Raw genomic sequence first — 26,244 nt, forward strand, 5'->3', positions numbered from 1 at the left:
TATGCACTTCAACGCTTTTTCATACCAATAAAAATATGTCAGTCAAGCAGTTACGGAATATTAAGAGGCGGGCTTCACACCCGCCGTTTTTTTTATCAGAACTGTACGCAAACCGGCTGATCAACCCGCATCACAGACTCCTGCCCGAAACGGGTTTTGTAGAGCGTGCGCAGCGTTTCGATATTGCTTTCACTTCCGGCATCTTTCCCGTGGATCAGCATTAACGCTTTGCTCGCTTCCTTCGCCACTTTGCCGTCGTTACCCAGCCATTGTCCGCGCGCGTCAAACACCGTCAGGCCATCACGAAAGCGCGGCGTCACGTCCGTATCGACAAACTGCTGCCACTCCTGTGCGGTGACATCTTTCCCTGCCGGGCGGCTTAAGCCGAAATAGAGCGTGGTTTGTTGCATCTGATTGTCGGCTTTACAGCTCTGGGCGGGCTGCTGTGCCTGTTTTGCCGGCTGGGCGACGCAGCCTGCCAGTAAACCCGCGAACGCCAGTGCAGTAACCCCTGTCTTTATCTTCATCTTGCTATCCTCATTGTTATAAGCAATGTGATAAGAGCGTAAATACACTGTTATATCAAGAAAAAACCCGCCGAAGCGGGTTTAGCAAGAGGGATCAGTCGGCCTGCAAGCGTGTCGGTGGCGCAGAGTGATAATGTGCGTCTGCTTCGGCGAAGCGGTCTTGCATCGCGCGAGACGGTGCTTTACCCAGCAGGCTGAACACCACAATGCCAAGGCTACCGAACACAAAGCCCGGAATGATTTCATACAGCCCCAGCCAGGCGAACTGCTTCCAGACGATAACGGTGACCGCACCGATAACCATCCCGGCCAGCGCGCCATTGCGGGTCATTTTTGACCACATGACCGAGAACAGCACCACCGGGCCAAACGCCGCGCCAAAGCCTGCCCATGCGTAGCTGACCAGGCCCAGCACGCGGTTTTCCGGGTTTGCCGCCAGCGCAATGGATACCAGCGCCACCAGCAGCACCATTACGCGGCCAACCCAGACCAGCTCGGTCTGCCCGGCGTTTTTACGCAGGAACGCTTTGTAGAAATCTTCGGTCAGTGCGCTGGAGCACACCAGCAACTGGCAGCTCAGGGTGGACATTACCGCCGCCAGAATCGCTGACAGCAGCACCCCGGCAATCCACGGATTAAACAGAATCTGTGCCAGTTCAATGAATACGCGTTCTGCGTTCTGATTGACCGCGCCAGCCTGTTCAGGGTGGTTAGTAAAATAGGCAATCCCGAAGAAGCCCACGGCAACGGCACCGGCAAGGCACAGGACCATCCAGGTCATGCTGATACGGCGGGCGTGGACGATGCTGTGGTGGGAATCCGCCGCCATAAAGCGCGCCAGGATATGCGGCTGACCGAAATATCCCAGCCCCCAGCCCATCAACGAAATAATGGCAACGAAGTTCAGCCCTTTCAGCATGTCGATATTTTCGATGCTTTTCTGCTTGATAACTTCCAGCGAGTCCGCAAGGCCACCTACGGAGAGGATCACAATCACCGGGGTCAGGATCAGGGCGAAAATCATCAGGCTCGCCTGTACGGTATCGGTCCAGCTTACCGCCAGGAAACCGCCGATAAAGGTATAGATGATGGTTGCCGCCGCACCCGCCCATAGCGCGTGCTCGTATGTCATGCCGAAGGTACTTTCAAACAGACGCGCGCCCGCCACGATGCCGGAGGCACAGTAAATAGTGAAGAACACCAGAATGACGACCGCCGAGATAATACGCAGCAGGCGGCTTTTATCTTCAAAACGGCCGGTAAAATAGTCCGGCAGCGTCAGGGCATTATTGTTGACCTCGGTATGCACGCGCAGACGGCCTGCGACCAGCTTCCAGTTGACCCACGCGCCAAGCGTCAGGCCAATGGCGATCCAGCTTTCAGAAATACCCGAGATAAAAATGGCGCCGGGCAGCCCCATCAGCAACCAGCCGCTCATGTCCGATGCCCCTGCGGATAACGCAGTCACTAACGGGCCCAGACTACGACCACCTAAAATATAGTCATCAAAGTTTTTCGTTGAACGCCAGGCAAAGAACCCGATGAGAATCATGCCAAAGATATAAATGAAAAAGGTCACCAGCAGCGGTGTGCTAATTGCCATCAATAAAAGTCTCCAGGATTTACCCGTTATCTTCACCACCGGAACGGGGTAGCGATGTGATTGTTGTTATGAAGCGACCGTATCCTGCCGGAAGCCCCGGTTATTCACAAATGATTTAACACAGCATTTACATTAATTTCATCCCGAAACCGTCATTATTTTCCACCAGGTTGCACCATGTCACACTTTCAAAGGTTGCACCTTAAAAAAGTGTTATCTACCGCAAACTAACTCGCTTTTAACCGTAATTCAGCATGCCAATTTCAGTTACATACAATTAACTTATCGTTCAATATTGACCTTGTTAACCCAGTCACATTTAACAAGGTTGCACAAAGTTGCAACATGACGGATAGTCTGCACACAACAAAAATTGCAGGAGAAAAACATGGGTACCACCACCATGGGCGTTAAACTTGATGATGCGACGCGTGAGCGACTGAAAGCCGCTGCTGCATCGATTGACCGCACACCACACTGGCTGATTAAGCAGGCCATCTTTAGCTACCTGGAAAAACTCGAAAATAACGAAATAATTCCAGAATTGCCTGCAACCCATGCGGGTCAGTACGCCGAAAACGATGAAGCTGATAGCAGCGCTGATGAAAGTGCCCAGCCCTTCCTCGAATTCGCCGAAAACATTTTGCCACAGTCGGTTTCACGTGCCGCTATCACCGCCGCCTGGCGTCGCCCGGAAACGGATGCGGTTCCCATGCTGCTTGAGCAGGCGCGTCTTGCACCGCCAATCGCCGAAAATACCCAGCAGTTAGCCAGCCAACTGGCGGCGAAGCTGCGTAACCAAAAGACCGCGTCCGGCCGGGCGGGTATGGTACAGAGTTTGTTGCAAGAATTTTCACTTTCTTCGCAAGAAGGGGTGGCGCTGATGTGCCTGGCAGAGGCGCTGTTGCGTATTCCTGATAAGGCCACCCGCGATGCGCTGATCCGCGACAAAATCAGCAATGGTAACTGGCAATCGCATATTGGCCGCAGCGCCTCGCTGTTCGTCAATGCCGCCACCTGGGGCCTACTCTTTACCGGCAAACTGGTCTCAACCCACAATGAAGCCAGCCTGTCGCACTCGCTTAACCGCATTATCGGCAAGAGCGGCGAACCGCTGATCCGCAAGGGGGTGGACATGGCGATGCGCCTGATGGGCGAGCAGTTCGTCACCGGGGAAACCATCGCCGAAGCGCTGGCTAACGCCCGCAAACTGGAAGAAAAAGGGTTCCGCTACTCCTACGATATGCTGGGTGAGGCCGCGCTGACCGCTGCCGATGCTGAGGCCTACATGGTCTCTTACCAGCAGGCGATCCACGCGATTGGGAAAGCCTCTAATGGCCGCGGCATTTATGAAGGGCCGGGGATCTCCATTAAGCTCTCTGCGCTGCACCCGCGCTACAACCGCGCCCAGTACGACAGAATGATGGACGAGCTCTACCCGCGCCTGAAATCACTGGCGCTGTTGGCCTGCCAGTATGACATCGGCATCAATATCGACGCCGAAGAGGCCGACCGACTGGAAATCTCCCTCGATCTGCTGGAAAAGCTCTGTTTCGAACCAGAACTGGCGGGCTGGAACGGCATCGGTTTTGTGATTCAGGCCTACCAGAAACGCTGTCCGTTCGTCATCGATTACCTGACGGATCTGGCCTCACGTAGTCGCCGTCGTCTGATGATCCGTCTGGTGAAAGGCGCGTACTGGGATAGCGAGATCAAACGCGCGCAGATGGAAGGGCTGGAGGGGTATCCGGTCTATACGCGCAAAGTCTATACCGACGTCTCCTACCTTGCCTGCGCGAAAAAATTGCTCGCCGTGCCGAATTTGATTTACCCGCAGTTCGCCACCCACAACGCCCATACTCTGGCCGCTATCTATCAACTGGCGGGGCAAAACTACTATCCGGGCCAATACGAGTTCCAGTGTCTGCACGGCATGGGCGAGCCGCTCTACGAGCAGGTGGTCGGAAAAATCTCGGACGGCAAGCTGAACCGCCCTTGCCGCATCTACGCTCCGGTGGGCACCCACGAAACCTTGCTGGCTTATCTGGTGCGTCGCCTGCTGGAAAACGGCGCCAATACCTCCTTTGTGAACCGTATTGCCGATACATCGCTGCCGCTCGATGAACTGGTGGCCGACCCGGTGCTGGCGGTAGAGAAACTGGCGACACAAGAAGGCCATGTTGGCCTGCCGCATCCGAAAATCCCGCTGCCACGCTGGCTGTACGGACAGGGGCGTATCAACTCAGCAGGGCTGGATCTGGCCAATGAACATCGACTGGCCTCCCTCTCCTCTTCCCTGCTCAACAGCACGACGCAGAAATGGCAGGCCAAACCGTTACTGGAAACCCCGGTAGCGGAAGGTGAAATGGAGCCCGTGCTCAACCCGGCAGAGCCGAAAGATGTTGTTGGCTATGTTCGGGAAGCCTCCGGCAGTGAAGTGGCGCGCGCGCTGGAAAGTGCGGTAAATAACGCGCCTATCTGGTTTGCCACCCCGCCCCAGGAGCGCGCGGCGATCCTCGAACGTGCAGCGGTACTGATGGAAGATCAGATGCAGACACTGCTCGGCATCCTGGTACGCGAAGCAGGCAAAACATTCAGCAATGCGATTGCCGAAGTCCGTGAAGCGGTCGATTTCCTGCGCTATTACGCAGGCCAGGTACGGGAAGATTTTGCTAACGAAACCCACCGCCCGCTGGGTCCGGTGGTCTGTATCAGCCCGTGGAACTTCCCACTGGCGATTTTCACCGGTCAAATCGCGGCGGCGCTGGCGGCCGGTAACACCGTGCTGGCAAAACCGGCAGAACAGACACCGCTGATTGCCGCACAGGGCGTCGCCATTCTGCGGGAAGCGGGCGTCCCAGCGGGCGTGCTGCAACTGCTACCAGGCCGGGGCGAAACCGTAGGCGCGCAGTTGACGTCAGATAACCGGGTGCGCGGCGTGATGTTCACCGGTTCCACGGAAGTGGCAAGCCTGTTGCAGCGCAATATTGCCACAAGACTGGATGCACAAGGGCGTCCGACGCCGCTTATCGCCGAAACAGGCGGGCTGAATGCAATGATTGTCGACTCTTCTGCGTTGACCGAGCAGGTGGTGGTCGATGTGCTCGCCTCGGCCTTTGATAGCGCCGGACAGCGCTGTTCGGCACTGCGCGTACTCTGCCTGCAGGAAGAGATTGCCGAACACACCCTCACCATGCTGCGCGGCGCAATGGCGGAATGTCGCATGGGGAATCCAGGACGCCTGACAACGGATATCGGTCCGGTGATTGACCGCGAAGCCAAAGAGAATATTGAGAAACATATTCAGGCAATGCGCGAGAAAGGTCGCCCGGTGTTCCAGACGGCCCATGAAAACACCCTTGATGCCCGTGAATGGCGAACCGGCACCTTTGTAATGCCAACGCTCATTGAGCTGGAGAGTGTGGACGAGCTGAAAAAAGAGATCTTTGGTCCGGTGCTGCATGTGGTGCGCTACCGCCGCAACGATCTCGACAAACTGGTGAGTCAGATTAATGCCGCAGGTTATGGCCTGACGCTGGGTGTTCATACCCGTATCGATGAGACCATCGCTCAGGTCACCGGCAGCGCGCATGTCGGCAATTTGTACGTGAACCGCAACATGGTCGGCGCGGTCGTGGGTGTACAGCCCTTCGGCGGTGAAGGGCTATCTGGCACCGGGCCTAAAGCTGGCGGACCGCTGTACCTTTATCGCCTGCTCGCCAGCCGCCCGGAAACGGCCATCAAGCAGACGCTGTCACGTCACGATGCCCGCTTCCCGCTTGATGCACAGCTTAAACCGAGCCTGATCCAACCGCTGGATGCGCTGACACAATGGGCAGAGGATAAACCGGCATTGCAGGCCATTTGCCAGCGGTTTGGCGAACTGGCCCAGACCGGGATCCAGCGCGTACTCCCCGGCCCTACCGGTGAACGCAATACCTGGACGCTGCTGCCCCGCGAGTCGGTTCTCTGCATGGCCGACAACGCAGAAGATAGCCTGACACAGCTTGCGGCAGCCCTCGCCAGCGGCTGTCGGGTATTGTGGCCAGATGATGAGCTTCACCGCACCCTGCATAACGCGTTACCAGAGAGTGTCAGCGCAAGGATCACGCTGGCCGCGCTTGATAACCTGCTTTCACAGCCATTTGATGCGGTTATCTATCACGGTGACTCCGATCAGCTACGTGAACTGTGCGGACATATCGCGACGCGCGATGGCGCCATCATCTCGGTACAGGGTTTTGCCCGTGGTGAGAGCAACATTTTGCTGGAGCGTTTATGGCTGGAGCGTTCGCTGAGTATCAACACCGCGGCCGCAGGCGGCAATGCCAGCCTGATGACCATCGGCTAAGGGCACAAAACTCGCCGATAGTACCGAATGTCGGGGCTACAATTCAGCGCGAAGCCGTAGTACCGTATGCCGGATATGCACAATGCTATCCGGCATTTTTTTATACGGAGAAAATATGAAACGTTTATTGATTGCAGGGGTGGTTTTGCTGGTCAGCGCCAGCGCACTGGCGGAGGATTGCGACAACGCCATCTCGCAGACAGAAATGAATATGTGTAGCGCCGATCAATACGACAAGGCGGACAAAAAGCTCAACCAGACCTGGCAGACGGCACTCAAACGCGCCACGCCACAACAGCGTGACTTACTGAAAAAAGCGCAGAAAAACTGGATTGCCCTGCGTGATGCCGACTGTGCATTTATCGGCTCCGGCTCCGAACAAGGCAGCGCGCAGCCTATGGTCATCAACCAGTGCATGACCGATAAAACGAACGAGCGCGAAGCCTGGCTTTCGTCTCTCCTGCAGTGCGGGGAGGGAGATCTGAGCTGCCCTTTCCCGACCGCCAACTAACGCACGCGGATGCCTTCGGTCACCATCCGCTGCACGTTTTCTACCGTGCGCTGAAAAAAGGCCTCATCCTGTAACGTTGTGCCGGTCACCGCCTCTACCTGCGTGGCGAAATCGGCATAATGCTGGGTTGAGGCCCAAATCATAAAAATAAGATGATGCGGGTCGACCGGTGCCAGTTTGCCGCTGGCTACCCAACCGGCAATAATGGCCGATTTCTCTTCCACCAGCGCTTTCAGCGATCCTTGCAGCTCTTCTTTCAGCACCGGCGCGCCTTGCAGCATCTCCATGCAGAACAACCGTGACGCCTGCGGATTATCACGCGAAACTTCAAGCTTTAAGCGGATGTACTCCCCAATCGCCACCAGCGGGGTCAGGTCCTCACGAAACGCTTTTAACGGCGCCAGCCAGATAGCAAGAATGTGCCGCAACACGGCAAGGTAGAGCGCTTCTTTGGAAGGGTAATAGTAGAGAAGATTGGTTTTTGACACCCCCGCTCGCTCCGCCACCTTTTCAATGCGCGTGCCGTGAATGCCATACAGGGAAAAGGTTTCAAGCGCCGCAGCCAGAATGGCCTCTTTTTTCTCGTTCACCGCCTGCGTCCGCTTGCCCGCTTTTTTCGCCGTATCCTGCGCCATATTTTTCTCCTTATTGATTTTTCTCAGCATATCAAATGGCGCGAGCCGACTCGACCCCTGCACAGCCATGGCGCAAGAGCGCCTGTTTTTTGTGCACTGTTTTTGACCATTTAGTCCACTTTTTTAATCTGCATTTCGTCAACTTTTGTTTAACACACTAATAACAATGCAGTTTTCAAAACTGGCATCTCATTTGCTAAATCGTTGATGCGAGGCTCACAGGAGAGTGCAGGATGCAACGCCACGCCCGACGTTCAACCGACAACGCGAGGTACGAGATGAAAATTGGTGTTTTCGTTCCGATTGGCAACAACGGCTGGCTGATTTCCACCCATGCGCCGCAATACAAACCGACCTTTGAACTCAATAAGGCAATTGTGCAAAAGGCCGAGCATTATCACTTCGACTTTGCTCTGTCGATGATCAAGCTGCGGGGTTTTGGCGGCAAAACAGAATTCTGGGATCACAATCTGGAATCCTTCACCCTGATGGCCGGACTGGCTGCGGTGACATCGCGGATTCAGATCTACGCCACCGCCGCCACCTTAACGCTACCGCCCGCCATTGTGGCGCGCATGGCCTCCACCATCGACTCCATTTCCGGCGGTCGTTTCGGCGTCAATCTGGTCACCGGCTGGCAAAAGCCGGAATACGACCAGATGGGCATCTGGCCCGGCGATGAGTACTTTTCACGCCGTTATGACTACCTGACCGAATATGTCCAGGTACTGCGCGATTTATGGGGCACCGGGAAAAGCGATTTCAAAGGTGAGTTTTTCACCATGAATGACTGTCGCGTCAGCCCGCAGCCGTCGCAGCCCATGAAAGTGATTTGCGCCGGGCAAAGCGATGCCGGGATGGCGTTTTCAGCGCAATACGCTGATTACAACTTCTGCTTCGGCAAAGGGGTCAACACCCCAACGGCATTTGCGCCTACCGCTGAAAGGATGCGCGAGGCGGCACAAAAAACCGGGCGCGACGTGGGCTCGTACGTGCTGTTTATGGTTATCGCCGATGAAACCGATGAAGCCGCACGCGCTAAATGGGAACACTACAAGGCAGGCGCGGATGACGAAGCGCTGGCGTGGCTGACCGAGCAAAGCCAGAAAGATACCCGCTCCGGCAGCGATACCAACGTGCGCCAGATGGCTGACCCCACCTCCGCCGTCAATATCAATATGGGGACGCTGGTCGGCTCGTATGCCACCGTCGCGCGTCTGCTTGATGAGGTGGCTACTGTTCCCGGTACCGATGGCGTGCTGCTGACATTTGATGATTTTCTGACTGGCATTGAGGCCTTCGGTGAGCGTATCCAGCCACTGATGAACTGCCGCAGCCAGATCCCTGCCCCTACCCGTGAGGTCGCCTGATGATAACGCTTGACGCCCGTCCCGATTCGCTGCGCTTCGACCCGGCGCAGAGCGCGCTGATTGTGGTAGATATGCAAAACGCCTATGCCACAAAAGGGGGATACCTCGACCTGGCGGGGTTTGATGTCTCCGCCACCGCGCCGGTGATAGAGAAGATTCAAACCGCCGTTGCCGCCGCGCGCGAAGCGGGCATGCTCATTATTTGGTTCCAGAATGGCTGGGATGAGCAGTATGTGGAAGCCGGCGGTCCGGGCTCGCCGAACTGGCACAAGTCCAACGCGCTTAAGACAATGCGTAAACGTCCTGAGTTACAGGGCAAGCTGCTGGCGAAAGGCGGCTGGGATTACCAGTTAGTGGATGAGCTGGTGCCGCAGGACGGCGATATTGTGCTGCCGAAGCCCCGCTATAGCGGCTTTTTCAACACCCCGCTGGACAGCATTTTGCGCAGCCGTGGCATCCGCCATCTGGTGTTTACCGGTATAGCCACCAATGTTTGCGTGGAGTCGACACTGCGCGACGGCTTTTTCCTCGAATATTTCGGCGTGGTTCTGGAAGACGCCACCCACCAGGCTGGCCCCGCTTTCGCACAACAGGCCGCGCTTTTTAACATCGAAACGTTCTTTGGCTGGGTCAGCGATGTCGGGACATTCTGCAACGCCCTTTCCCCTCAGCCTCGGGTCAAAATTGCATAAGGAGAACACCATGCCAAAACAGGTCATTATTCCTCCCGGAACCACCACCCCGATTGCGCCGTTTGTGCCAGGTACGCTGGCAGATGGCGTGGTCTATGTCTCCGGGACGCTACCCTTTGATAAGCAAAATAATGTGGTCTACCCCGGCGACCCAAAGGCGCAAACCCGTCACGTGCTGGAGACGATCCGCACCGTTATCGAAACGGCGGGCGGCTCGATGGAGGACGTGACGTTCAACAGTATTTTTATCACCGACTGGAAAAATTACGCCGCGATTAATGAAGTTTATGCGGAGTTCTTCCCCGGCGATAAACCCGCCCGTTTTTGTATCCAGTGCGGGTTGGTCAAGCCGGAGGCACTGGTCGAAATCGCCACCGTCGCGCATATCGCAAAGTGAGGTTTGCATGAAACTGATCCTCAGTGAACCGCCCTTTGCGGGCGCACCCGTGGTGGTGTTGATTGCCGGACTTGGCGGCAATGCCAGCTACTGGCTGGCGCAAACGGCGGCCCTGCAAACCCGGTATCAGGTGGTCAGCTACGATCAATGCGGCACCGGCAATAACCCGGCGACACTGCCGGATGGTTACCGTATCGCCGATATGGCCGCAGAACTGCTGAGCGCCCTGCAACAGGCGGGCATTGACCGTTTTTGCGTGGTTGGCCACGCGCTGGGAGCACTGGTCGGGTTACAAATGGCGCAGGATTACCCGCATAGCATCAGCGCGCTGGTCCTGGTCAATGGCTGGCTGCAACTGAGCGATCACACCCGCCGCTGTTTTCACGTCCGCGAGCGCTTATTGCAGGCCGGCGGCGCACAGGCATGGATTGAGGCGCAGCCGCTGTTTCTCTACCCCGCCGACTGGCTGGAGGAGCACGCGCCGCGCATGGAGGCGGAGGAAGCCCTCGCCCTGGCCCATTTTCAGGGCGAGCATAACCTGCTGCGACGCCTGAACGCCCTGAAACGCGCCGATTTTAGCGCCACGGCAGCGCAGATCCGCTGCCCTGTATTGATTATCTGTTCACGGGACGATCTGTTGGTGCCCTGGACCTGTTCGCAAGCGCTGCACGACGCGTTACCCCATAGTGAAATCCGGCTGATGGAACGCGGTGGGCACGCCTGTAATGTCACCGACAGTGACGCCTTTAATACCCTGTTACTCAGCGGGCTGGAAACCTTACTGCCCATTGCCGAAAAGGAGTTGTTATGAGTGAAGCCGTGAGCCAAAGCGCGCTGAATACCCTGTTTTATGACGCCCGCACCCACAACGGCTGGCAGGACAGACCGGTAAGCGATGCGACACTCGCCGAAATTTATGAACTGGTCAAAATGGGACCGACGTCAGCCAACTGTAGCCCGGCGCGTTTTGTGTTTATCCGCAGCGAGGAAGGCAAAGAGCGGCTGCGTCCGGCATTATCGAGTGGAAATCTGGCCAAAACGCTCAGCGCGCCCGTAACCGCAATTGTCGCCTGGGACGCCGAATTCTATGAGCGACTGCCGGAACTCTTTCCTCATGGCGACGCGCGAAGCTGGTTTACGTCAAGCCCGCAACTGGCAGAAGAGACCGCGTTTCGTAACAGCAGCATGCAGGCCGCTTATCTTATCGCTGCCTGTCGGGCCTTAGGGCTGGATACCGGACCGATGTCCGGCTTCGACCGCGCGCTGGTGGATAAGACATTTTTCAGCGATACCCCCTGGCGCAGTAATCTGCTGGTCAATATTGGCTATGGCGATGCCAGTAAGCTGTATGGCCGCCTGCCGCGACTGGCGTTCAACGACGCTTGCCAGCTTATTTGAGAGGTGATGATGGCGATTAATCAACAGACATTCCGCGACGCCATGGCCTGTGTAGGGGCAGCGGTCAATATTATCACCACCGATGGCGAAGCCGGCCAGGCGGGGTTTACCGCCAGCGCCGTGTGCAGCGTCACCGATTCACCGCCAACGCTTCTGGTTTGCCTGAACCGCGCGGCATCGGTCTGGCCGGTGTTTAATCATAACCGGGCGCTGTGCGTAAATACGCTGGCAGCAGGTCAGGAGGGACTGTCGAACTTATTTGGCGGGAAGACGGCGATGGCGGAGCGCTTTGCCGCAGCGCAATGGCAAACCGGTGAAACGGGCTGCCCACGGCTGGAGGGGGCGCTGGCCTCATTTGACTGCCATATCACTCAGGTGGTGAGTGTGGGGACGCACGATATTCTTTTTTGCGAGATTAAAGCTATCATCCACCACCCTGCCCCGGAGGGCCTGGTGTGGTTTAATCGTCATTACCACACGCTGATGCGCCCGGCCTGCTGATCAGGACTCCGGTTCAGCCGTCGTTTCCGGCGCTTTCATCGGCGCCGTTTTCTTTTTTAATTTCAGTTCACTGACTAATACGCCGACGACAATAAACACGCCCCCCAGAATAGCCAGCAGCGGCAAGCGTTCTCCCGCCATACGGCCAAATATACCCGCCCACACCGGTTCCCCGGTATAGATAACCGTAGCGCGGGTTGGCGAGACGCTGCGCTGTGCCCAGTTCATGGTGACCTGGATAATCGCGCTGAAAATGCCCAGCCCCGCTGCCAGCCCCAGTAGCGTTGGCGAGATATCCGGAAGGGATTCTCCGGCCGGCGCCATGGCCGCGAACGCCACCAGCGAAGCTGTCAGCAGTTGCACAATGGTGACGCGACGCACATCCACTTTCCCGGCCCAGGCGCTAATCAAAATGATCTCAGCGGCAATCGCCACCGCGCCTACCAGCGTAATGATTTCGCCTTTCCCCAACGCCAGCATGTTGCCATCCGGCCCGGCCAACAAAATCAGACCAATAAAAGCGAGCAGAATGCCAATGCAGGACATCAGCCCCGGTATACGTCCCAGACATAACCACTGCAACAACGGCACCAGCGGGACGTACATGGCGGTAATAAACGCCGATTTACTGCTGGGAATAGACTGTAGCCCCCAGGTTTGCAGGCTGTAACCCAGCGCAATCGCCACACCGATGGCGACACCGGCTTTAACTTCAAGCCAGGTGATACCTTTGAGGACATTAAAGGAGAGTAACGCCACCGCCAGCGCGGCCGTCGCGAAGCGCAGGCCAACAAAAAAGAACGGGCCGCTCATTGTGACCGCATATTGCACGGCAAGGAATGTCCCGCCCCAGAACATGGTGATGAGGATCAGGAGCGCTTCCTGAGGTTTAACGGAGAACTGGAATCGCGAGGTACGCATGTTGCAAACCGGTTAACGGAAACCGTCTAGTTTGCGACCTGTGGCCTGTTTCTTCAACTCAAAAAAAACCGCCGGGCAAAACCCGGCGGCGAGCAGACGGCGACGGTCAAAAGGATGAACCGCTACCACAACACTTGAATACTAGCTGCTGCGGCTACCGTGACTGCTTTTGCCCCCTTTCTTACCAGCTTCCGAGGCACGTTGTGGGTCATTTTTAAAATTACCCCCACTATGCTGGCCACCTTTACGACCTGCTTCTGATGCTCTTTCACGGTCTTCAGCGAAATTACCTGAACCACCACGATGGTTTGCCATTTCTGACCTCCGGTTGTGTGAAACATTAGACATCATACTGCATTCAGTAAAAGAGGATTCTTTCACCGCGCGGCGACATCAATGTACCGATGTCTTCGCCACGTGAAACTAAGCTTAGTAGAGCAAGGTTAATCAGCCAGTGAATCGTAATATCCTGCAACAGGAAATCGGGCAAATCGTTGATTTTTTAAGCAGCAAAATGATAAGCCGCTCTTATGCTTTAAAAAAACGGCTACGTTTAAAATGTGTCAAATTGCAACAAGCCAGGTACATTTAATTAATGAGAGAATAATCAATGATATATCCCCCCTCCGCTTTCACCCGCCGATATAAACGCAATGCCACGCCAACCGATACTATTCAGCCATCCAGAGAGTGGTACAGACAGCAAACGTTCAGGTGATACCTCAGACTATCCACACACTTTAAAATCATTGACTTAATTAAGACTTAAAATAACAATAAAAATAATCAATGAAAAGACTTGACCAAATAAAACCAAAGGCTAGAATGCACAACATTATAAGACATATTAATGACTTTAAAAGCGTAAAACTGCTTTCTCATGCACAAACATTCAACTGCCGTTAAGTGCCATTTCGCTGACTATTTTCGCAGCACCAGTACTGAACGTTGCGTATGCCAAACCATTACAGGCGCAGGCATTCCGTGATGGTGCTGCGACAAAGCCCTGGCGGGTATCGCAACACAAAAATGAACACCGCCACCCTTTAATATGATTAGCAAGGTTATTGATTATAATGATTAAAAAGTTATTTTTACTTGTTCCGGTGGCCTTTCTGGCAGGATGCACAAGCGCTGCGCAACGTATGAATGATTGCGAGGCCCAGGGCATTTCACGCGATGCATGCTATGTCGCTGAACAGAACCGTCAAAACGGCATCAACGCCCAGGCGCAAGCACAGGCGATGCGTAATGCTCAGGCGCTCTACCCTGTCGAACCGGCGGCGGGATATAAACATCATCATGATTCAACGCAATTCGCCCAGGCGGCACATAAAAACCGGGACACTATTTCCTGCGACGATCTGCGGCGTTTTATCGACGCAGGCATAGCCCTCACCCCCGGTCAGCAAAAACAGATCCCCAACTGCCATATCAATACCGCACCTGCGACACGGACCGTTAAAGGATATGGGGTCACCGTCAGGATCGATGGTCAGCAAGTTTATATTGATGATAAACCCGCGGCATGGGATGAACATGGCGAAACAAGTGATGTTTATTCTCAGGGGTTTTATCAGGTGGTGTTGTACAAATCGGGTAAGGTTGCCCTTCTGAAAAATCGTGTGGTTCAGGGATATTTGCATTAAATCGTTCCCCGTTACTGAAGGCTGCTTTTTTGCAGCCTTTTTAGTTGTCGGAATGCGCAAAAAAATTAACCGACATTTATCCATTCAGAGTATTGAAGAATGCGCGGCGAAACCAGAACCACAGTGACGAACCCCGCTTACGCCGAGTCACGTAAGACGTTTAAAGCCTTTTGCGTCATCATCGTCATATTGGTTGTTCTGAGCTGGTTATCCTGACTTTATAGATGTCTGCTGACAGGGATGAATGTGTGAAACAGAAAATCGCTAATGAGATTGCAGCCTTCATTAAACTCAAACCGCTAATCCGATACGATGCTGAACAAGGCCGCGTATTTTGGGCCGTCAGCCCGGGTAAACGCGTAAAAATCGGCGATGAAATAGGCGTATTGGTACATAACGGCTATCGACGCTTTCGATTCCAGAAGAACCTTTATCGCACGCATCGCCTGATATGGTGGCTGGAGAAAGGCGTATTACCTGATTTGATTGACCATTGTTGTACGAGGTTAAATGAGCGTGGCGAAAGAGATAACCGGATAGCCAATCTGCGCGAGTCTACTGGCGCAGCAAGTCAGGCTTACCGTCAGCATCGAAAAAGAAACAAATTAGGTGTGAAAGGGGTAAGTCAGCGAGGTTCTCGTTTTCGGGCGCATATTCAGGTTAATGGCAAATTAAAAGCGCTGGGCACCTTTGACACCATTGAGGAAGCGGCCAGCGCTTACAACGAAGCTGCCAGCCAAAAGTGGCAGTAAAAATGTGTAATGAAAAGACGTTTGTTTGAGTTCCATTGTGATGACTTTCATTAATCTTGGTCCATCACTTTTTTGTGGAAAATGAGACGTAATCTTTTTTCACAATTTCCAGGCTTACCCTTCACTGGTCGAAAAGTAACATCTTTGTTATAGTGGCCTGGTAAACCTACAAGGAACTTATAAATGGCACACATCTTTCTTGAAATTTCGGGTATTGACCCAGGCTTAAAAACCCCAGCCGATCTTAGTCATGTTTTGCGTGATTCAAAAGATACCACCTACTCAATCACCCCTGAGTTGGTTCACTGGATTAAAGGCGCCATTGCTTTCCGCGATGGTCAGTTAATGCCCGATTTCAAAAACTGCTGTTTTGCGTTTGGTGATGGTAAAGAGTTCATCGAATTTGATGGCAAAGGCAAGATTAAGCCCCCTCTCACGAAAACACCTGACTGGTACCCGGAGCCAGGTGAATTTATGCGTGAAACATGGCTTAAAAACAAGGAAATGCACGACCAGACGATTGTGCAGTTTATTAAAGAGTTCCTTGAAAGATTTACCGATGTCAACGAGCGAAGAGTTCACTGTGATCTGCTGTTTAATCTCCAACTGGATACCATTAACGCCAGCACGTCGGCTGTTAACACTCAACCCCCCGCAAGTAGAATCGGCAATAAAAACAGGTTATCGACTCAGCCAAAAGTGCATGACCTTAATTCTTTTGAAATGTTCAGCCAGTTCTTTTCACATCTCTCGGATGCTGTCCTCGCTAATCAATTCCCAACCATGCAAGTGTTAATCGGCCAGGATGACATCAGTAAAGCACCGACGCCGCTCAAAGGCGCAACAAGAACCTGGTTTAAAGCGATTACGGGTGAGTTACCGCCGAACAATAAAAAAGTTGCGGCTGGTCATGCTGACGTTTTTTGTGCACCGATTCAAACCACTTTATTGCAAATCAAAGAGTACGGTCTCGAAAAATTCTATGCCGAGCTTTCACAAGCGATTCAGAAAGCAGGCGATCTCACCTTAGACAAGTTCGAATTTCAGATGCCTAAGCAGTAAAAAAGATATTAAAAAGACTCCATCCATGACTTTTCAATGATAAATCAATGTCAGCTAATTGACTTGATAAACACTTTAAGTAGAATTGACACATCGAAACCGCAAAGGTGGGAAACCTGAGCGGTGGTGGTAAGTAAACCAACTAGACATTATGTTCGCCCCTTCATCCCCCGGTGTTGGGGCTTTTTTATTTCCGCAAGCAGCATCGGCAACAAAAGAGTGCGGCGCTTGAAATGCCTTTAGCCGCAACCGCCACACGCCCCTGGGCAAATTGTTATCAATCAAGGAAATGACGTTCAAATTTGCACTCTGCCCACCAGGGCATACGCTTAAGTGAACGCGGCAAAATGCCGTCTGGTAACATCAAAACGAGGAGTGATGAAAATGGCTAAAGTGCTGGTGCTTTATTATTCCATGTATGGACACATCGAAACCATGGCCCATGCAATAGCAGAAGGTGCAGAGAAAGTGTCAGGCGCAGAGGTGGTTATCAAGCGTGTACCCGAAACCATGCCCGCTGAACTGTTCTTGAAAGCCGGCGGGAAAACACAGAATGCGCCAGTCGCTACGCCGCAAGAGCTGGCCGAGTACGACGCCATTATCTTTGGTACCCCGACCCGCTTTGGCAATATGTCCGGCCAGATGCGCACCTTCCTTGACCAGACGGGCGGGCTGTGGGCCTCCGGCGCGCTTTACGGCAAGCTGGCCAGCGTCTTTAGCTCTACCGGAACCGGCGGCGGCCAGGAACACACCATTTCCTCTACATGGACTACGCTTGCACATCATGGCATGGTCATTGTGCCCATCGGTTACGCTGCGCAAGAGCTGTTTGATGTTTCTCAGGTACGCGGTGGCACCCCCTACGGCGCAACGACCATCGCCGGGGGCGACGGTTCGCGTCAGCCAAGCCCCGAAGAACTGGCGATTGCCCGTTACCAGGGTGAATATGTTGCCGGTCTGGCAGTCAAACTGAACGGCTAAGCTTCCACAGGAGGAGATGAATGCCTAATCAAGATACAAAAGCCCACCACGTTGGGGAATGGGCCAGCTTACGCAACACCTCACCGGAAATTGCCGAAGCGATCTTCGAGGTTGCAGGTTACGACGAGGCGCTGGCCGAAAAAATTTGGGAAGAAGGCAGCGATGAGGTTCTGATTCGCGCCTTCGAAAAAACCGACAAAGATTCGCTCTTCTGGGGTGAACAAACGATTGAGCGTCAAAACGTTTGATAAGACTCTCCCCCGCCTGCGCGGGGGATTCTTTTATTTCGCCGCCGCGCTCACAACCGCATTGAATTTCTCCAGCGGACAAAATCCCTCACCGTCAATCGGGCAGCCTTTCAGCGATAGCGTCACGCGTTGCGCCGGGGCTTTCAGGGTCAGCACCTCCGCATTACGCAACTGGATGCTGCTCTGGTAGACATACTCGATTTTCATCAACTCGCGTTTGCGCTCGCTGTCATACCAGCGCTGGAAGACGATTTTGCCGCCAATCGGTGTGCGTTCATACTGGTCATGAAGCTGATATGGCGCAAAATCAAGTGCGGTCAGCAGCGATGCGATGTTGGAATCATGACCTACCAGCACGGTCACTTTCGGCGTGTTTGCCGCATCGGTCACTAGCGCTTTATCAATGTATTTCACCAGTGGTTTCGCCACATTGCGCGCCACATCAGGTGACGTAAACAGAGCATCCTGATAGCTATTTTTGATCTTTGAGAGCAAACGCCATTGCTGCTCGGTTTTGATCTCGCCCCACGCGACCTGATCCAACGGAAAGCCTTCGTAATACTGCAACGTGAAAGCATCTACCAGTGAATTGCCGATTTTCAGCGGCCCGGAAACCCCAGGCTCCTGTTGTACCGACGCGCTAAAGGTATCGGTGGCCGTCGCCAGTGAACAGTTCTGCTTCTCTTTACAAGAAGGTGACTGGTCATAGCGGACAATTTTTTCCAGCAATTTATAGCTTTCACCCAGCGCATCGTGCTGATGTTGCGCCTCCATCGCTTTAATCGCCTGCTCGCCAAACTCGGCGGTTCCATCCGTTATAACCGGGTTAAATGTCGGGTCCATCGCCCCCATTTTTTCCTGATGGTGGACAGGAATATCGCACCCTGGAAACGCGCCGGTGATAAAGAATTGCGCGGTCGCAACCGTACGTTGCAGGCTGTTGGCATAGGCATAAACGGTCCCCGGTGCCGGACATTCGCCAGAGGTCACCAGTTTTTGCCCGGCCAGCCACTCCCGCATGTAGTGGCCCATATAGACCTCAAGCACGCCACCTTTGGTGGTCAATTGCCCGCCCGGGACTTCCCATTCCGGCCATTTGTTGGGGGTGGATTGTTCCAGCACGCTACCGTTGTTCGCCAGCGGCGCACGTAAGTTATGGCGGCTCATAATCAGCACTTGTTCAAGCTGATAACCCTGCGGCACAGTGTCTGCCTGCGCGGTTGTGGTGAACGGTAGCAGCGCGGCAAGCGCGAGTGTCCATGTAGACGGCTTCATCCTGACTTCCTCATCCTGATAGTGGTGAACAGAAAGTGTGACACATTTGTAACGCTTTGCAGTGAATTAGGGCACAGAAGTGGCCTGCCACAACATTGCTTTCCCACAGGGCTGAGTAGTTTTATAATAAAACCATTAACCGGAGAGTGAATATGAAACGTACCCGTCTTGAAGCCAGCACCTGCCCCGTCGCCCGTTCACTGGATGTGGTTGGAGACTGGTGGTCGTTACTGATCGTGCGTGATGCGCTGCGTGGCATGACACGCTTCGGTGAATTTCAAAAAAGTCTGGGTATCGCCAAAAATATGCTCACCACGCGTCTTAAGTTGCTGGTCGATGAAGATATCCTGCAATTACAGCCCGCCTCCGATGGCAGCGCGTGGCAGGAATATGTGTTGACCGCAAAAGGCCGCGCTCTGCAAACCGTGCTGGTTGCCCTGTCGCAATGGGGCAATGACCATCTTTTTGCCGGGGATGAGCAGGGTACGGTGCTCGTTGATGCCCGGCATCGCCGGCCATTGCAAAAATTACAACTGCTGGCAGAAGATGGCCGCGTCCTGCAACCCGACGAGATCGCGCCCCGCTATCCTGATATCGATAAATCAACACGTTAATAACCGGCGATCGCGAATCGCACATTTTGCCACGCTGAATGGTTGCATTATAAAACCAAATATCTCATGCTGGATTTGGTTTCATTATGAAACCTTTTATCCCCCTTTCGTTTTAACGAGGTAAGAGAATGGCTACGCAACGCATTAGCGCGCTTATCACTGGCGCATCATCAGGCATTGGTGCGGTTTATGCAGACAGACTGGCGGCCCGCAATTACGATTTAGTGCTGGTGGCACGACGCGCTGACCGCCTGGAGGCGCTGTCCAGTGCGCTGGAAAAACGCTACGGCGTCAGCGTGACGACACTGGTTGCCGACCTCAGCGAAACAGATGGCATCAAACGTGTCGAAGAGACGTTACGGCAAAATAGTGCCATCGAGCTGCTGGTGAATAATGCCGGGGCCGCCAATCTCGCGCCGTTTCTCTCCTCAGATGCCGATTCGCATGAAGCGCTCAATACACTCAACACCACGGCGCTGATGCGCCTGACGCTAGCGGCCCTGCCACGCTTTGTTGAACAAAACCGCGGGACCATCATCAACATCGCGTCTGTACTGGCCTTTCACGCCCGGGCAGGTAGCGCCGTATACAGCGCCACCAAAGCCTGGGTGCTGAATTTCACCCGTGGCTTGCAGGAGGAGTTTGCCGAAAGCGCAGTGCGTATTCAGGCAGTTTTGCCTGCCGCGACGGCGACAGAAATTTGGGGACACTCCGGCGTGACGCTGGACTCACTGCCCGCCGGGTCGGTAATGACCACCGAAAATCTGGTGGACGCGGCGCTGGCAGGCCTGGATCAGGGTGAACTGGTGACCATTCCACCCGTAGAAGACCTTGAGTTGTGGCAGCGTTGGGAAGAGGCGCGTCTGGCGCTGTTCAGCGCATCACGTAACGGTACGCCCGCCTCTCGCTACCCAATAGTCTGAGCGTGAAATCCGGTTCGCCAGTTGCAACCTCCACTGGCGAACGCTTCACGCAAGACGCGGTTACTTCACGCCGTTGTATCCAGCGATACCCCTCAACGCAGAATGATGGGAATGGTGGCACCTGGATTTTGTAAATCTGAGCGGAGCGGAACCTCTTTCGCTTCGCATCAAAAAAGTAGCGGCAGGAACAGATTAATGCCTGCACTTACCCCGACAAACAGCGCGGCCCATATGGCAGACGAAAAGAGGCAGATGCCATAAACTTTGCCCGGATTCAGGCGCAGCATTCCTGCCGCAAGCGGAACGAGATAGCGCAGCAAGGCGATAAAACGGGACGTAAACAGCACCACGGCGCTATTGCGCTGTAACTTGCTGCGAACGCGCAGCAATGCCTCCTCATGCCGGGATGTCACGCGATGAAAACGGTCGCTATGGGTCATCAGTAAGCCCAGATGGTAACTCACCAGCGAACCGAGCGTTGCCCCTGCGGTGACCGCCAGCCACGCCATGATCGGCGGCAGGCTTAAATGGCTTGCGGAGAGCGCCGCGACCAGCATCACCGACGCCGGGGGAAGCACGGTGGAGATGAGCACCGTGGATTTGCTAAACGCCACCATAAACAGCAGCGCGAACATCTGCACCGGGTGTGATGCAAAATGGGCAAGCAGGCTGTTCAACCACTCCATATTCATTCCGGCGTCCGTTAACATTTCGGGCATTCCCTTTTAGCGTATTGAACAGGGTCTGTCTTAAATATTACCTCAACAAACCGGGTGAGGCGGAATAGGGTTCTGGCGATTTAAAGAGACCGTTAAGTGTAAAACAGGCAATGTCGCATCATGACTTTGTCAGTGATAATTCCCATTTTAGCGATGCCATCGTGCAATACAGGCAGCTCGATTTTATTACGCTTACGCAATGTGTTGTGTAGTAAAAGCGCGGGAATGAGTTCTTGCGAAATGAGATGCTGACGATATTCCGCACATGTATGTGTTGAAGATAACGACTACCTGGCAGGAAGAGGATTGTGACAGCCTAAGGCTGAGGGTTCAGACGCGACAGACTCGCCTGAACCAACTGCATTCACCTTAAAGGCTCAGACGCGCTGGCTGCGCAACATGGTGCAGAACGGGCAATTACAGCCGCTCACCGGTGTGGCAGCGCAACTCCCCAGGCTTAAACCAGGCATTCCCTGCGTGCTGATGGCCTGATCATAGATAGCAAATTCTGCCCCACGAATCTGCTGGCGGGAAAATTCAGCGGGATCTTTATCTTTCGCCTGAAACGCCATCGCACTACCAGAAACAACCGACAACGAAATCGCTAAAATCTGACTGATTTTCATAGGGTATTGCCCTCAAAAGGAAGACGTCATTTTGATAAGTCGCTACATGCTGGCAGCCCGCAACCGCCATTAACTGTTATAAAATAACATTCCATAGCGCAATGCAACGTCAACAATGTGTCGAAATTTGCGCAGCAATCGGTTATGCGTCAAAGCCCGTGTTTATCGCCATACCGATAAACACGGGCGCTTTCTCCCATAAGTTGCAGTGATCACATGCACGACTCTTATCCTTTTGCGTAATCTGCCTGCGGTTAAAAACCGTAGCGGAACCAGGCGAAGAGGACATTGCCATTATTATAAGTGCCTGGAATATAGGTAAATTGCACGCTGGCCTGTTTATAACTTGCAGAAAGCAGCGGCAGCACGACAGGCAAAGGAACATAATTGGCGAAATCTTGCCGCGCGGTCACCGCTGCCGTCAAACCAAGCCCCAGACGAAAATCACGGTTTTGATCCAGATACCAGCCCTTTTCCCAGCCGTAGCCGATAATAGGCTCCCATTTGTTGTGGGAGTCCTTAAACGCCATGGCATACAATGAGCTCCAGTTTCCATCGGCGTTATAGCGGGACACACCAAAACCGCCGCCCCACGGCCTCTCGTTATAGCGGTCCGTTTTTTCTTTGTCGTAGGTGAAGCGGTTATGCCAGGTGAGAAAAGGTAAATAGAGATCATAATTCTGTGGATGGTCCCAGGTTTCAGTCACATCTTGTTTAAACCCGTCCCACCATTGCGCTATCCGTTGTTCGCCGTAAATGGCCGCCTCTACATCAGTCGGGACGAAAGCTGCCCACCCAATAGCCCAGCACACAATGAATAGCCTTAACATCTACCACCTCATAATACATTTGCCATCCTGAAATAAACGTCACTGTCTACTGTCAGGTCTTTATTTAATGGTGGTAAACACTACTGTCCCCACATTAAACAAAACATAAATTTTTGAAGCTTTCCTGAGAAGCAGATCACTCTTAATAAGCGTAGTAATCTTTAAACAAACGTGACGGCAATCATCTGCAAAAACGGCATTTCCCGGATAAAGGGTCAATGGATGGCGAGGCAGTCCGAAACCATAGTATGTTGTAACTATTTTTAAACTGTGTGTAAGCGGCAATGCAATATTGAGAGCGGGAATTATGGTCGACTCCCGCTGACGGCAAGCGTCTACCCCATCGCACCGATTACGGGTGATAGCGCAAGGTTTCAATTAACCGGGCAAAGGCCGGGGTATGCTGCCTGCGGCTGGGATAGTAAAGGTAATATCCCGGAAAGGGTTCGCACCATTCGTCCAGGGCAGTGAGTAACTTCCCATCAGCGATATCTTGTTTGACGCAATCTTCCGGGACAAAGGCTAACCCCATACCAGACAAAGCGGCATCAAGACGGGAGGACAGGTTAGTAAACGTAAGCTGCCCTTCGACTTTGACGCGGAGTTGCTGACCGTTTTTTGAAAACTCCTAGGCATACAAGCCTCCCAGAGTCGGCAGGCGCAGATTGATGCAGTTGTGGTGCTGCAAATCATGGGGCGTTTGCGGTTTACCGTAGCGAGAAAAATAGTCGGGCGAACCCACCACCACCATCCGCCAGTCCGGCCCGATACGCACCGCGACCATATCTCTGGCCACCTGCTCGCCCAGACGTACCCCCGCATCGAAACGCCCGCTGACGATGTCGGTCAGCGTGTTATCGATTACCAGTTCCACATGCACATCCGGATATGCCTGCAGAAAGGGTTTCAGCGCGGGCCAGACGGTAGATTGCAGCGCATGCTCACCGAGCGTAATGCGGATATTCCCGGCAATGTTCTCACTCATGTTGCTCAACATGATCAATTCGTTTTCTATATCCGCAAAGCGTGGCGCAATACTATTAATTAAAAACTCACCGGCTTGCGTAGGCGCGACGCTGCGGGTAGTACGGGTTAACAGACGTATTTTCAGACGCTCTTCAAGCCCACGAATTGAATGGCTCAATGCCGATTGAGATAATCCCAATTTTGCTGCTGCTCGAGTAAAACTGCGTTCACGGGCAACGACGATAAAGTAGAATAGATCGTTAAAATTATCTCTTAGCATCACAGCCCCGTTGCCAAATACTTTTATTTAATCGTATTCAATACTACTACGCATCACAGAGGAAACATATGTATAAATCTCATTGATAAAGATAAAAAATAACGCATAAGACGAAGCCCCTGTCTAACAATTGTGTTAATCCACAGGAAGCGCCCTCTAAAATGAGGCTATATCATGAGTGTTTGAGATAAAAAATATTATTCTCTATTAATAATTACGCGAATTTAAATAATCGTATTATTGATACATCAAAAGGATAATACTACCCGTCCTTTAATTCCCCCATTATTGAACACATCGTTTCGTGAAGGGAATATTAATTGCCATATCATGACATAAAAAGCCACGCTCAGACGCAAACAATGTCGGGAAACAGGTTAAAGAGGGTAGCATGCCCCCGAAAAACCGGGGGACAAGATTCGTACTGGATTGACGGCGAGAAAGGCAAAACAGTTGGGGAAAAGTTGCGGATGGAAAAAGTCTCTCCATGATAATTCAATATATTCCCTGGCGCCTCACGGCTCACTGTTTTGCAGATTATCGCGCCCCACCCCGCCAATAAACGGCAGCCGCAACCGCAACGGCGTGAAATCCAGCCCCATACTCAGGCCAAGGACGTTAAGCTCAAATCCCTCTTCGGCACCCAGGGTCATGCCCGCGATACCCAGCAGCGACACCTGTATACCGCGCCCGGACGGGGGTAAACCAATGGGGTTGCGCAGCGAGCGAAAATCTTTGCCCACCGCATTAGCGGGCATATCCAGTTTTAAAGCAGGCACGACACGGCCGATATGAGCAACAAACGTATTGCTGTTTGGTCCGGGCCAGGCGTGATAGGTATCCGGCCACGGGTATGAGGCGATGGCCGCCTCAATCTGCGGGATCATCGCCTCGGCTTGCGCGCCACGGTGTTCAACAAGCAGGCGGGGTTTCGCCCCGTACCAGTAGCCATCCGGCGCGTTGCGGTTACGTCGCACTTTTTCGCCGCCACCCCAACTGACAACCTCGTAGCGGTTGTATTCCGTATCACCCGCACGCTTAAACACAATCCATGGATGCACAGCCACCACGCCTTTCCAGCCCCATGTCGGCGCGGCATAAACCTGAACAATCGCCAGTTGGGCATTTTGCCGGGCATCAGGTGCCATGCCAGAAGAATCACGCCTGGCGGCCCACCACCCTTCCTGCACCCGCGATTCACGTTGGTGCATCGCCTGGACGAGACTGGCAATTAGAGAAAGCAGAATGATGCAAAAAATACATAAACAAAGCGTTTTTATCGGGGTCATGGCACCCTGCTATCAGAAGGGAATATCGACGCGTCCGGTGAGTATACTGTCGTTTTTTGTACTGCAGTACGCCCTTAGCACATAACGCAAAAGCCCGTATCTTCCCCGGACAGGCCTGAAAGTGTTCGCGCTTTCAGACCCCGATGACAACATCGCAAAACTAGCGCAACGTTCCTCTTGCACCTGAGCACACCAGTTGTCGACGTTTGATGTGGTACATCTCAACATCCGATTGCAGGAAGAAACCCATTTCCCAGGGATTTTTGCGGATAAATGCTTCCCGAATGGTCTCATAAAGTGGGCTATCTGGTGGCACCAGAGAGGCCTCGCCTTCCACAATGGTGTAGTTCCATTCAATCGCCCGCTCAAACGTATAGTGAGCACGTTCATCCATGGCAAAAAAACAATGTGGATTACGTTTTAGCAGCCTGGATTTGAACATCTGCGGGAAGGTAATGAGGAAAATATCATCATCGACGGACGATAAAAACGCCAGCACCGTGGTGTGCGGCTGCTCGTTGGCCATGGTAATCAATACGCCAACTTTATTCACCGCATCTTTTGATTCAGGTTCAGGCATATTGCGCAGCGTGGTGAATGGCACAGGCAGTTCGGGCCTGTTGTCAGCCGGGAACTGATATCCCTCTTCCCGGATCTCAAGCACGACGCTCATTCCGTGAATCAACTGACATTCCCGTGGCGCGACAACCACCCAGTCTTCTTCCTGACTGATAACGCGGCCTTTATACGAGGCGCGATATACGCTGATTTCCGCATCGAACTCATCAACGCCCGAACGGTTATCCAGATGCAGGGTAACGAAATCCCCTGCCGAAAACGTATGCCCTTTTGGGAAGTAAACCCGCAGGCTGTTATCCGACTGAATAAAAACACCACAGACATGAATAACCACATTGTCCTGCTGGTAACCCGCCAATATGCCGAGCACCTGTTTACCAAGAAAGGTTGCCAGATTCATTTATACCTTTTCCCTGTTCATAGAGTTTCAGTGAAACTGTTATCGGCAACGTTTTGTTAAACCATAGTTTTTTGTTCAGTGGGCTCAACAGGCCGCAGTGGAAGGTCAGTACTCAGAAGGGAAAAAAATAAGGCCGGTTACCCGG

At 53.3% G+C, this 26,244-nt stretch carries 25 protein-coding genes and 2 pseudogenes; 15 read left to right on the forward strand and 12 right to left on the reverse strand.

All coding sequences use genetic code 11. The features are described 5' to 3' along the window. Positions 1–95: 95 nt before the first annotated feature. Positions 96–527: a DUF3574 domain-containing protein gene (locus ABU190_RS08755; protein WP_108701624.1), complete on the reverse strand. Its 432-nt coding sequence runs from the start codon at positions 525–527 to the stop codon at positions 96–98. A gap of 94 nt (positions 528–621) precedes the next feature. Continuing rightward, positions 622–2,130 carry a sodium/proline symporter PutP gene (putP, locus tag ABU190_RS08760; protein WP_296438860.1) on the reverse strand — a complete coding sequence of 503 codons (1,509 nt, stop codon included), beginning with the start codon at positions 2,128–2,130 and terminating at the stop codon, positions 622–624. 388 nt (positions 2,131–2,518) lie between these two features. Here putP and putA point away from each other — a divergent pair, with 388 nt between their 5' ends. Next, positions 2,519–6,481 (forward strand): trifunctional transcriptional regulator/proline dehydrogenase/L-glutamate gamma-semialdehyde dehydrogenase, encoded by a 3,963-nt coding sequence (gene putA, locus ABU190_RS08765; protein WP_354691063.1) that lies wholly within the window; start codon positions 2,519–2,521, stop codon positions 6,479–6,481. 115 nt (positions 6,482–6,596) lie between these two features. Then, entirely contained in the window at positions 6,597–6,992 is a 396-nt protein-coding gene (locus ABU190_RS08770) for a lysozyme inhibitor LprI family protein (protein WP_039078656.1), read from the forward strand. Here ABU190_RS08770 and rutR read toward each other — a convergent pair. Next, a complete protein-coding gene (gene rutR, locus ABU190_RS08775) occupies positions 6,989–7,627 on the reverse strand; it encodes an HTH-type transcriptional regulator RutR (protein ID WP_354691064.1) in 639 nt (212 codons plus the stop codon). The genes ABU190_RS08770 and rutR overlap by 4 nt on opposite strands. A gap of 278 nt (positions 7,628–7,905) precedes the next feature. Between rutR and rutA the strand changes: the two genes are divergently transcribed. From rutA to rutF, 6 genes are read left to right on the forward strand one after another with little or no spacing between them, the layout of a single operon-like run. Then, complete coding sequence (rutA, locus tag ABU190_RS08780) at positions 7,906–8,997, forward strand: pyrimidine utilization protein A (protein WP_039078775.1); 1,092 nt, start codon at positions 7,906–7,908, stop codon at positions 8,995–8,997. Further along, positions 8,997–9,689 carry a pyrimidine utilization protein B gene (gene rutB / locus ABU190_RS08785; RefSeq protein ID WP_071194645.1) on the forward strand — a complete coding sequence of 231 codons (693 nt, stop codon included), beginning with the start codon at positions 8,997–8,999 and terminating at the stop codon, positions 9,687–9,689. Before rutA ends, rutB begins: the two co-directional genes overlap by 1 nt. A gap of 10 nt (positions 9,690–9,699) precedes the next feature. Next, positions 9,700–10,086 carry a pyrimidine utilization protein C gene (rutC, locus tag ABU190_RS08790; RefSeq protein ID WP_039078653.1) on the forward strand — a complete coding sequence of 129 codons (387 nt, stop codon included), beginning with the start codon at positions 9,700–9,702 and terminating at the stop codon, positions 10,084–10,086. Positions 10,087–10,093: 7 nt separating this feature from the next. Then, the gene (rutD, locus tag ABU190_RS08795) at positions 10,094–10,897 is read left to right on the forward strand and encodes a pyrimidine utilization protein D (RefSeq protein WP_354691065.1); all 804 of its coding nucleotides are present in this window, start codon (positions 10,094–10,096) and stop codon (positions 10,895–10,897) included. Continuing rightward, positions 10,894–11,484: a malonic semialdehyde reductase gene (locus ABU190_RS08800; RefSeq protein WP_039078651.1), complete on the forward strand. Its 591-nt coding sequence runs from the start codon at positions 10,894–10,896 to the stop codon at positions 11,482–11,484. The genes rutD and ABU190_RS08800 overlap by 4 nt, the downstream gene beginning before the upstream one ends. A 6-nt stretch (positions 11,485–11,490) precedes the next feature. Continuing rightward, a complete protein-coding gene (gene rutF / locus ABU190_RS08805) occupies positions 11,491–11,985 on the forward strand; it encodes an NADH-dependent FMN reductase RutF (RefSeq protein ID WP_354691066.1) in 495 nt (164 codons plus the stop codon). Here the strand turns inward: rutF and ABU190_RS08810 are convergent, their stop codons facing one another. Together ABU190_RS08810 and ABU190_RS08815 are read right to left on the reverse strand one after the other, a co-directional pair. After that, on the reverse strand, positions 11,986–12,906 hold the full coding sequence (locus ABU190_RS08810) for a DMT family transporter (RefSeq protein WP_354691067.1): 921 nt from the start codon (positions 12,904–12,906) through the stop codon (positions 11,986–11,988). A gap of 141 nt (positions 12,907–13,047) precedes the next feature. After that, the gene (locus ABU190_RS08815) at positions 13,048–13,221 is read right to left on the reverse strand and encodes a general stress protein (RefSeq protein WP_071845896.1); all 174 of its coding nucleotides are present in this window, start codon (positions 13,219–13,221) and stop codon (positions 13,048–13,050) included. Between the two features lie 761 nt (positions 13,222–13,982). On the opposite strand from ABU190_RS08815, the pseudogene ABU190_RS08820 reads away from it, so the two are divergent. From ABU190_RS08820 to ABU190_RS08840, 5 genes and pseudogenes are all read left to right on the forward strand, one after another. Next, positions 13,983–14,177 (forward strand): annotated as a pseudogene (locus tag ABU190_RS08820) (hypothetical protein); the annotation flags it as partial. A 626-nt stretch (positions 14,178–14,803) separates the two neighbouring features. Continuing rightward, positions 14,804–15,307: an AP2 domain-containing protein gene (locus ABU190_RS08825; RefSeq protein WP_354691068.1), complete on the forward strand. Its 504-nt coding sequence runs from the start codon at positions 14,804–14,806 to the stop codon at positions 15,305–15,307. Positions 15,308–15,490: 183 nt separating this feature from the next. After that, positions 15,491–16,369 carry a hypothetical protein gene (locus ABU190_RS08830; protein WP_354691069.1) on the forward strand — a complete coding sequence of 293 codons (879 nt, stop codon included), beginning with the start codon at positions 15,491–15,493 and terminating at the stop codon, positions 16,367–16,369. Positions 16,370–16,753: 384 nt separating this feature from the next. Continuing rightward, a complete protein-coding gene (gene wrbA, locus ABU190_RS08835; protein WP_296438766.1) occupies positions 16,754–17,350 on the forward strand; it encodes an NAD(P)H:quinone oxidoreductase in 597 nt (198 codons plus the stop codon). 20 nt (positions 17,351–17,370) lie between these two features. Then, positions 17,371–17,598 (forward strand): YccJ family protein, encoded by a 228-nt coding sequence (locus ABU190_RS08840; protein ID WP_039078645.1) that lies wholly within the window; start codon positions 17,371–17,373, stop codon positions 17,596–17,598. 33 nt (positions 17,599–17,631) lie between these two features. On the opposite strand, the gene agp is transcribed toward ABU190_RS08840, so the two are convergent. Beyond that, positions 17,632–18,873: a bifunctional glucose-1-phosphatase/inositol phosphatase gene (gene agp / locus ABU190_RS08845; RefSeq protein ID WP_354691070.1), complete on the reverse strand. Its 1,242-nt coding sequence runs from the start codon at positions 18,871–18,873 to the stop codon at positions 17,632–17,634. Between the two features lie 152 nt (positions 18,874–19,025). On the opposite strand from agp, the gene ABU190_RS08850 reads away from it, so the two are divergent. Continuing rightward, entirely contained in the window at positions 19,026–19,487 is a 462-nt protein-coding gene (locus tag ABU190_RS08850; RefSeq protein WP_354691071.1) for a helix-turn-helix domain-containing protein, read from the forward strand. A gap of 128 nt (positions 19,488–19,615) precedes the next feature. Continuing rightward, positions 19,616–20,410: an SDR family oxidoreductase gene (locus tag ABU190_RS08855; RefSeq protein WP_354691072.1), complete on the forward strand. Its 795-nt coding sequence runs from the start codon at positions 19,616–19,618 to the stop codon at positions 20,408–20,410. Positions 20,411–20,577: 167 nt separating this feature from the next. Here the strand turns inward: ABU190_RS08855 and ABU190_RS08860 are convergent, their stop codons facing one another. The 6 genes and pseudogenes from ABU190_RS08860 to ABU190_RS08885 all read right to left on the reverse strand — a co-directional run bounded on the left by ABU190_RS08860 (position 20,578) and on the right by ABU190_RS08885 (position 26,099). After that, positions 20,578–21,096, reverse strand: coding sequence for a VTT domain-containing protein (locus ABU190_RS08860; RefSeq protein WP_354691203.1), 519 nt, complete (start codon positions 21,094–21,096; stop codon positions 20,578–20,580). Between the two features lie 410 nt (positions 21,097–21,506). Continuing rightward, on the reverse strand, positions 21,507–21,755 hold the full coding sequence (locus tag ABU190_RS08865; RefSeq protein ID WP_354691073.1) for a hypothetical protein: 249 nt from the start codon (positions 21,753–21,755) through the stop codon (positions 21,507–21,509). A 254-nt stretch (positions 21,756–22,009) separates the two neighbouring features. Continuing rightward, entirely contained in the window at positions 22,010–22,585 is a 576-nt protein-coding gene (gene pagP, locus ABU190_RS08870; protein WP_354691074.1) for a lipid IV(A) palmitoyltransferase PagP, read from the reverse strand. 352 nt (positions 22,586–22,937) lie between these two features. Continuing rightward, positions 22,938–23,831 (reverse strand): annotated as a pseudogene (locus tag ABU190_RS08875) (LysR family transcriptional regulator). A gap of 515 nt (positions 23,832–24,346) precedes the next feature. After that, positions 24,347–25,120, reverse strand: a complete 774-nt coding sequence (locus ABU190_RS08880) for a DUF3750 domain-containing protein (protein WP_354691075.1) — start codon at positions 25,118–25,120, stop codon at positions 24,347–24,349. A gap of 160 nt (positions 25,121–25,280) precedes the next feature. Further along, a complete protein-coding gene (locus ABU190_RS08885; RefSeq protein ID WP_354691076.1) occupies positions 25,281–26,099 on the reverse strand; it encodes a hypothetical protein in 819 nt (272 codons plus the stop codon). Positions 26,100–26,244 lie beyond the last annotated feature (145 nt).

It is taken from the genome of Phytobacter sp. RSE-02 (assembly GCF_040578655.1).
Taxonomy (GTDB): domain Bacteria; phylum Pseudomonadota; class Gammaproteobacteria; order Enterobacterales; family Enterobacteriaceae; genus Phytobacter; species Phytobacter diazotrophicus.

Excerpts from the sequence above, each read along its gene's own strand:
- ABU190_RS08755 (WP_108701624.1), bottom strand. The coding sequence starts at position 527 with ATGAAGATAAAGACAGGGGTTACTGCACTGGCGTTCGCGGGTTTACTG.
- putP (WP_296438860.1), bottom strand. The coding sequence starts at position 2,130 with ATGGCAATTAGCACACCGCTGCTGGTGACCTTTTTCATTTATATCTTT.
- putA (WP_354691063.1), top strand. The coding sequence starts at position 2,519 with ATGGGTACCACCACCATGGGCGTTAAACTTGATGATGCGACGCGTGAG.
- ABU190_RS08770 (WP_039078656.1), top strand. The coding sequence starts at position 6,597 with ATGAAACGTTTATTGATTGCAGGGGTGGTTTTGCTGGTCAGCGCCAGC.
- rutR (WP_354691064.1), bottom strand. The coding sequence starts at position 7,627 with ATGGCGCAGGATACGGCGAAAAAAGCGGGCAAGCGGACGCAGGCGGTG.
- rutA (WP_039078775.1), top strand. The coding sequence starts at position 7,906 with ATGAAAATTGGTGTTTTCGTTCCGATTGGCAACAACGGCTGGCTGATT.
- rutB (WP_071194645.1), top strand. The coding sequence starts at position 8,997 with ATGATAACGCTTGACGCCCGTCCCGATTCGCTGCGCTTCGACCCGGCG.
- rutC (WP_039078653.1), top strand. The coding sequence starts at position 9,700 with ATGCCAAAACAGGTCATTATTCCTCCCGGAACCACCACCCCGATTGCG.
- rutD (WP_354691065.1), top strand. The coding sequence starts at position 10,094 with ATGAAACTGATCCTCAGTGAACCGCCCTTTGCGGGCGCACCCGTGGTG.
- ABU190_RS08800 (WP_039078651.1), top strand. The coding sequence starts at position 10,894 with ATGAGTGAAGCCGTGAGCCAAAGCGCGCTGAATACCCTGTTTTATGAC.
- rutF (WP_354691066.1), top strand. The coding sequence starts at position 11,491 with ATGATGGCGATTAATCAACAGACATTCCGCGACGCCATGGCCTGTGTA.
- ABU190_RS08810 (WP_354691067.1), bottom strand. The coding sequence starts at position 12,906 with ATGCGTACCTCGCGATTCCAGTTCTCCGTTAAACCTCAGGAAGCGCTC.
- ABU190_RS08815 (WP_071845896.1), bottom strand. The coding sequence starts at position 13,221 with ATGGCAAACCATCGTGGTGGTTCAGGTAATTTCGCTGAAGACCGTGAA.
- ABU190_RS08830 (WP_354691069.1), top strand. The coding sequence starts at position 15,491 with ATGGCACACATCTTTCTTGAAATTTCGGGTATTGACCCAGGCTTAAAA.
- wrbA (WP_296438766.1), top strand. The coding sequence starts at position 16,754 with ATGGCTAAAGTGCTGGTGCTTTATTATTCCATGTATGGACACATCGAA.
- ABU190_RS08840 (WP_039078645.1), top strand. The coding sequence starts at position 17,371 with ATGCCTAATCAAGATACAAAAGCCCACCACGTTGGGGAATGGGCCAGC.
- agp (WP_354691070.1), bottom strand. The coding sequence starts at position 18,873 with ATGAAGCCGTCTACATGGACACTCGCGCTTGCCGCGCTGCTACCGTTC.
- ABU190_RS08850 (WP_354691071.1), top strand. The coding sequence starts at position 19,026 with ATGAAACGTACCCGTCTTGAAGCCAGCACCTGCCCCGTCGCCCGTTCA.
- ABU190_RS08855 (WP_354691072.1), top strand. The coding sequence starts at position 19,616 with ATGGCTACGCAACGCATTAGCGCGCTTATCACTGGCGCATCATCAGGC.
- ABU190_RS08860 (WP_354691203.1), bottom strand. The coding sequence starts at position 21,096 with ATGGAGTGGTTGAACAGCCTGCTTGCCCATTTTGCATCACACCCGGTG.
- ABU190_RS08865 (WP_354691073.1), bottom strand. The coding sequence starts at position 21,755 with ATGAAAATCAGTCAGATTTTAGCGATTTCGTTGTCGGTTGTTTCTGGT.
- pagP (WP_354691074.1), bottom strand. The coding sequence starts at position 22,585 with ATGTTAAGGCTATTCATTGTGTGCTGGGCTATTGGGTGGGCAGCTTTC.
- ABU190_RS08880 (WP_354691075.1), bottom strand. The coding sequence starts at position 25,120 with ATGACCCCGATAAAAACGCTTTGTTTATGTATTTTTTGCATCATTCTG.
- ABU190_RS08885 (WP_354691076.1), bottom strand. The coding sequence starts at position 26,099 with ATGAATCTGGCAACCTTTCTTGGTAAACAGGTGCTCGGCATATTGGCG.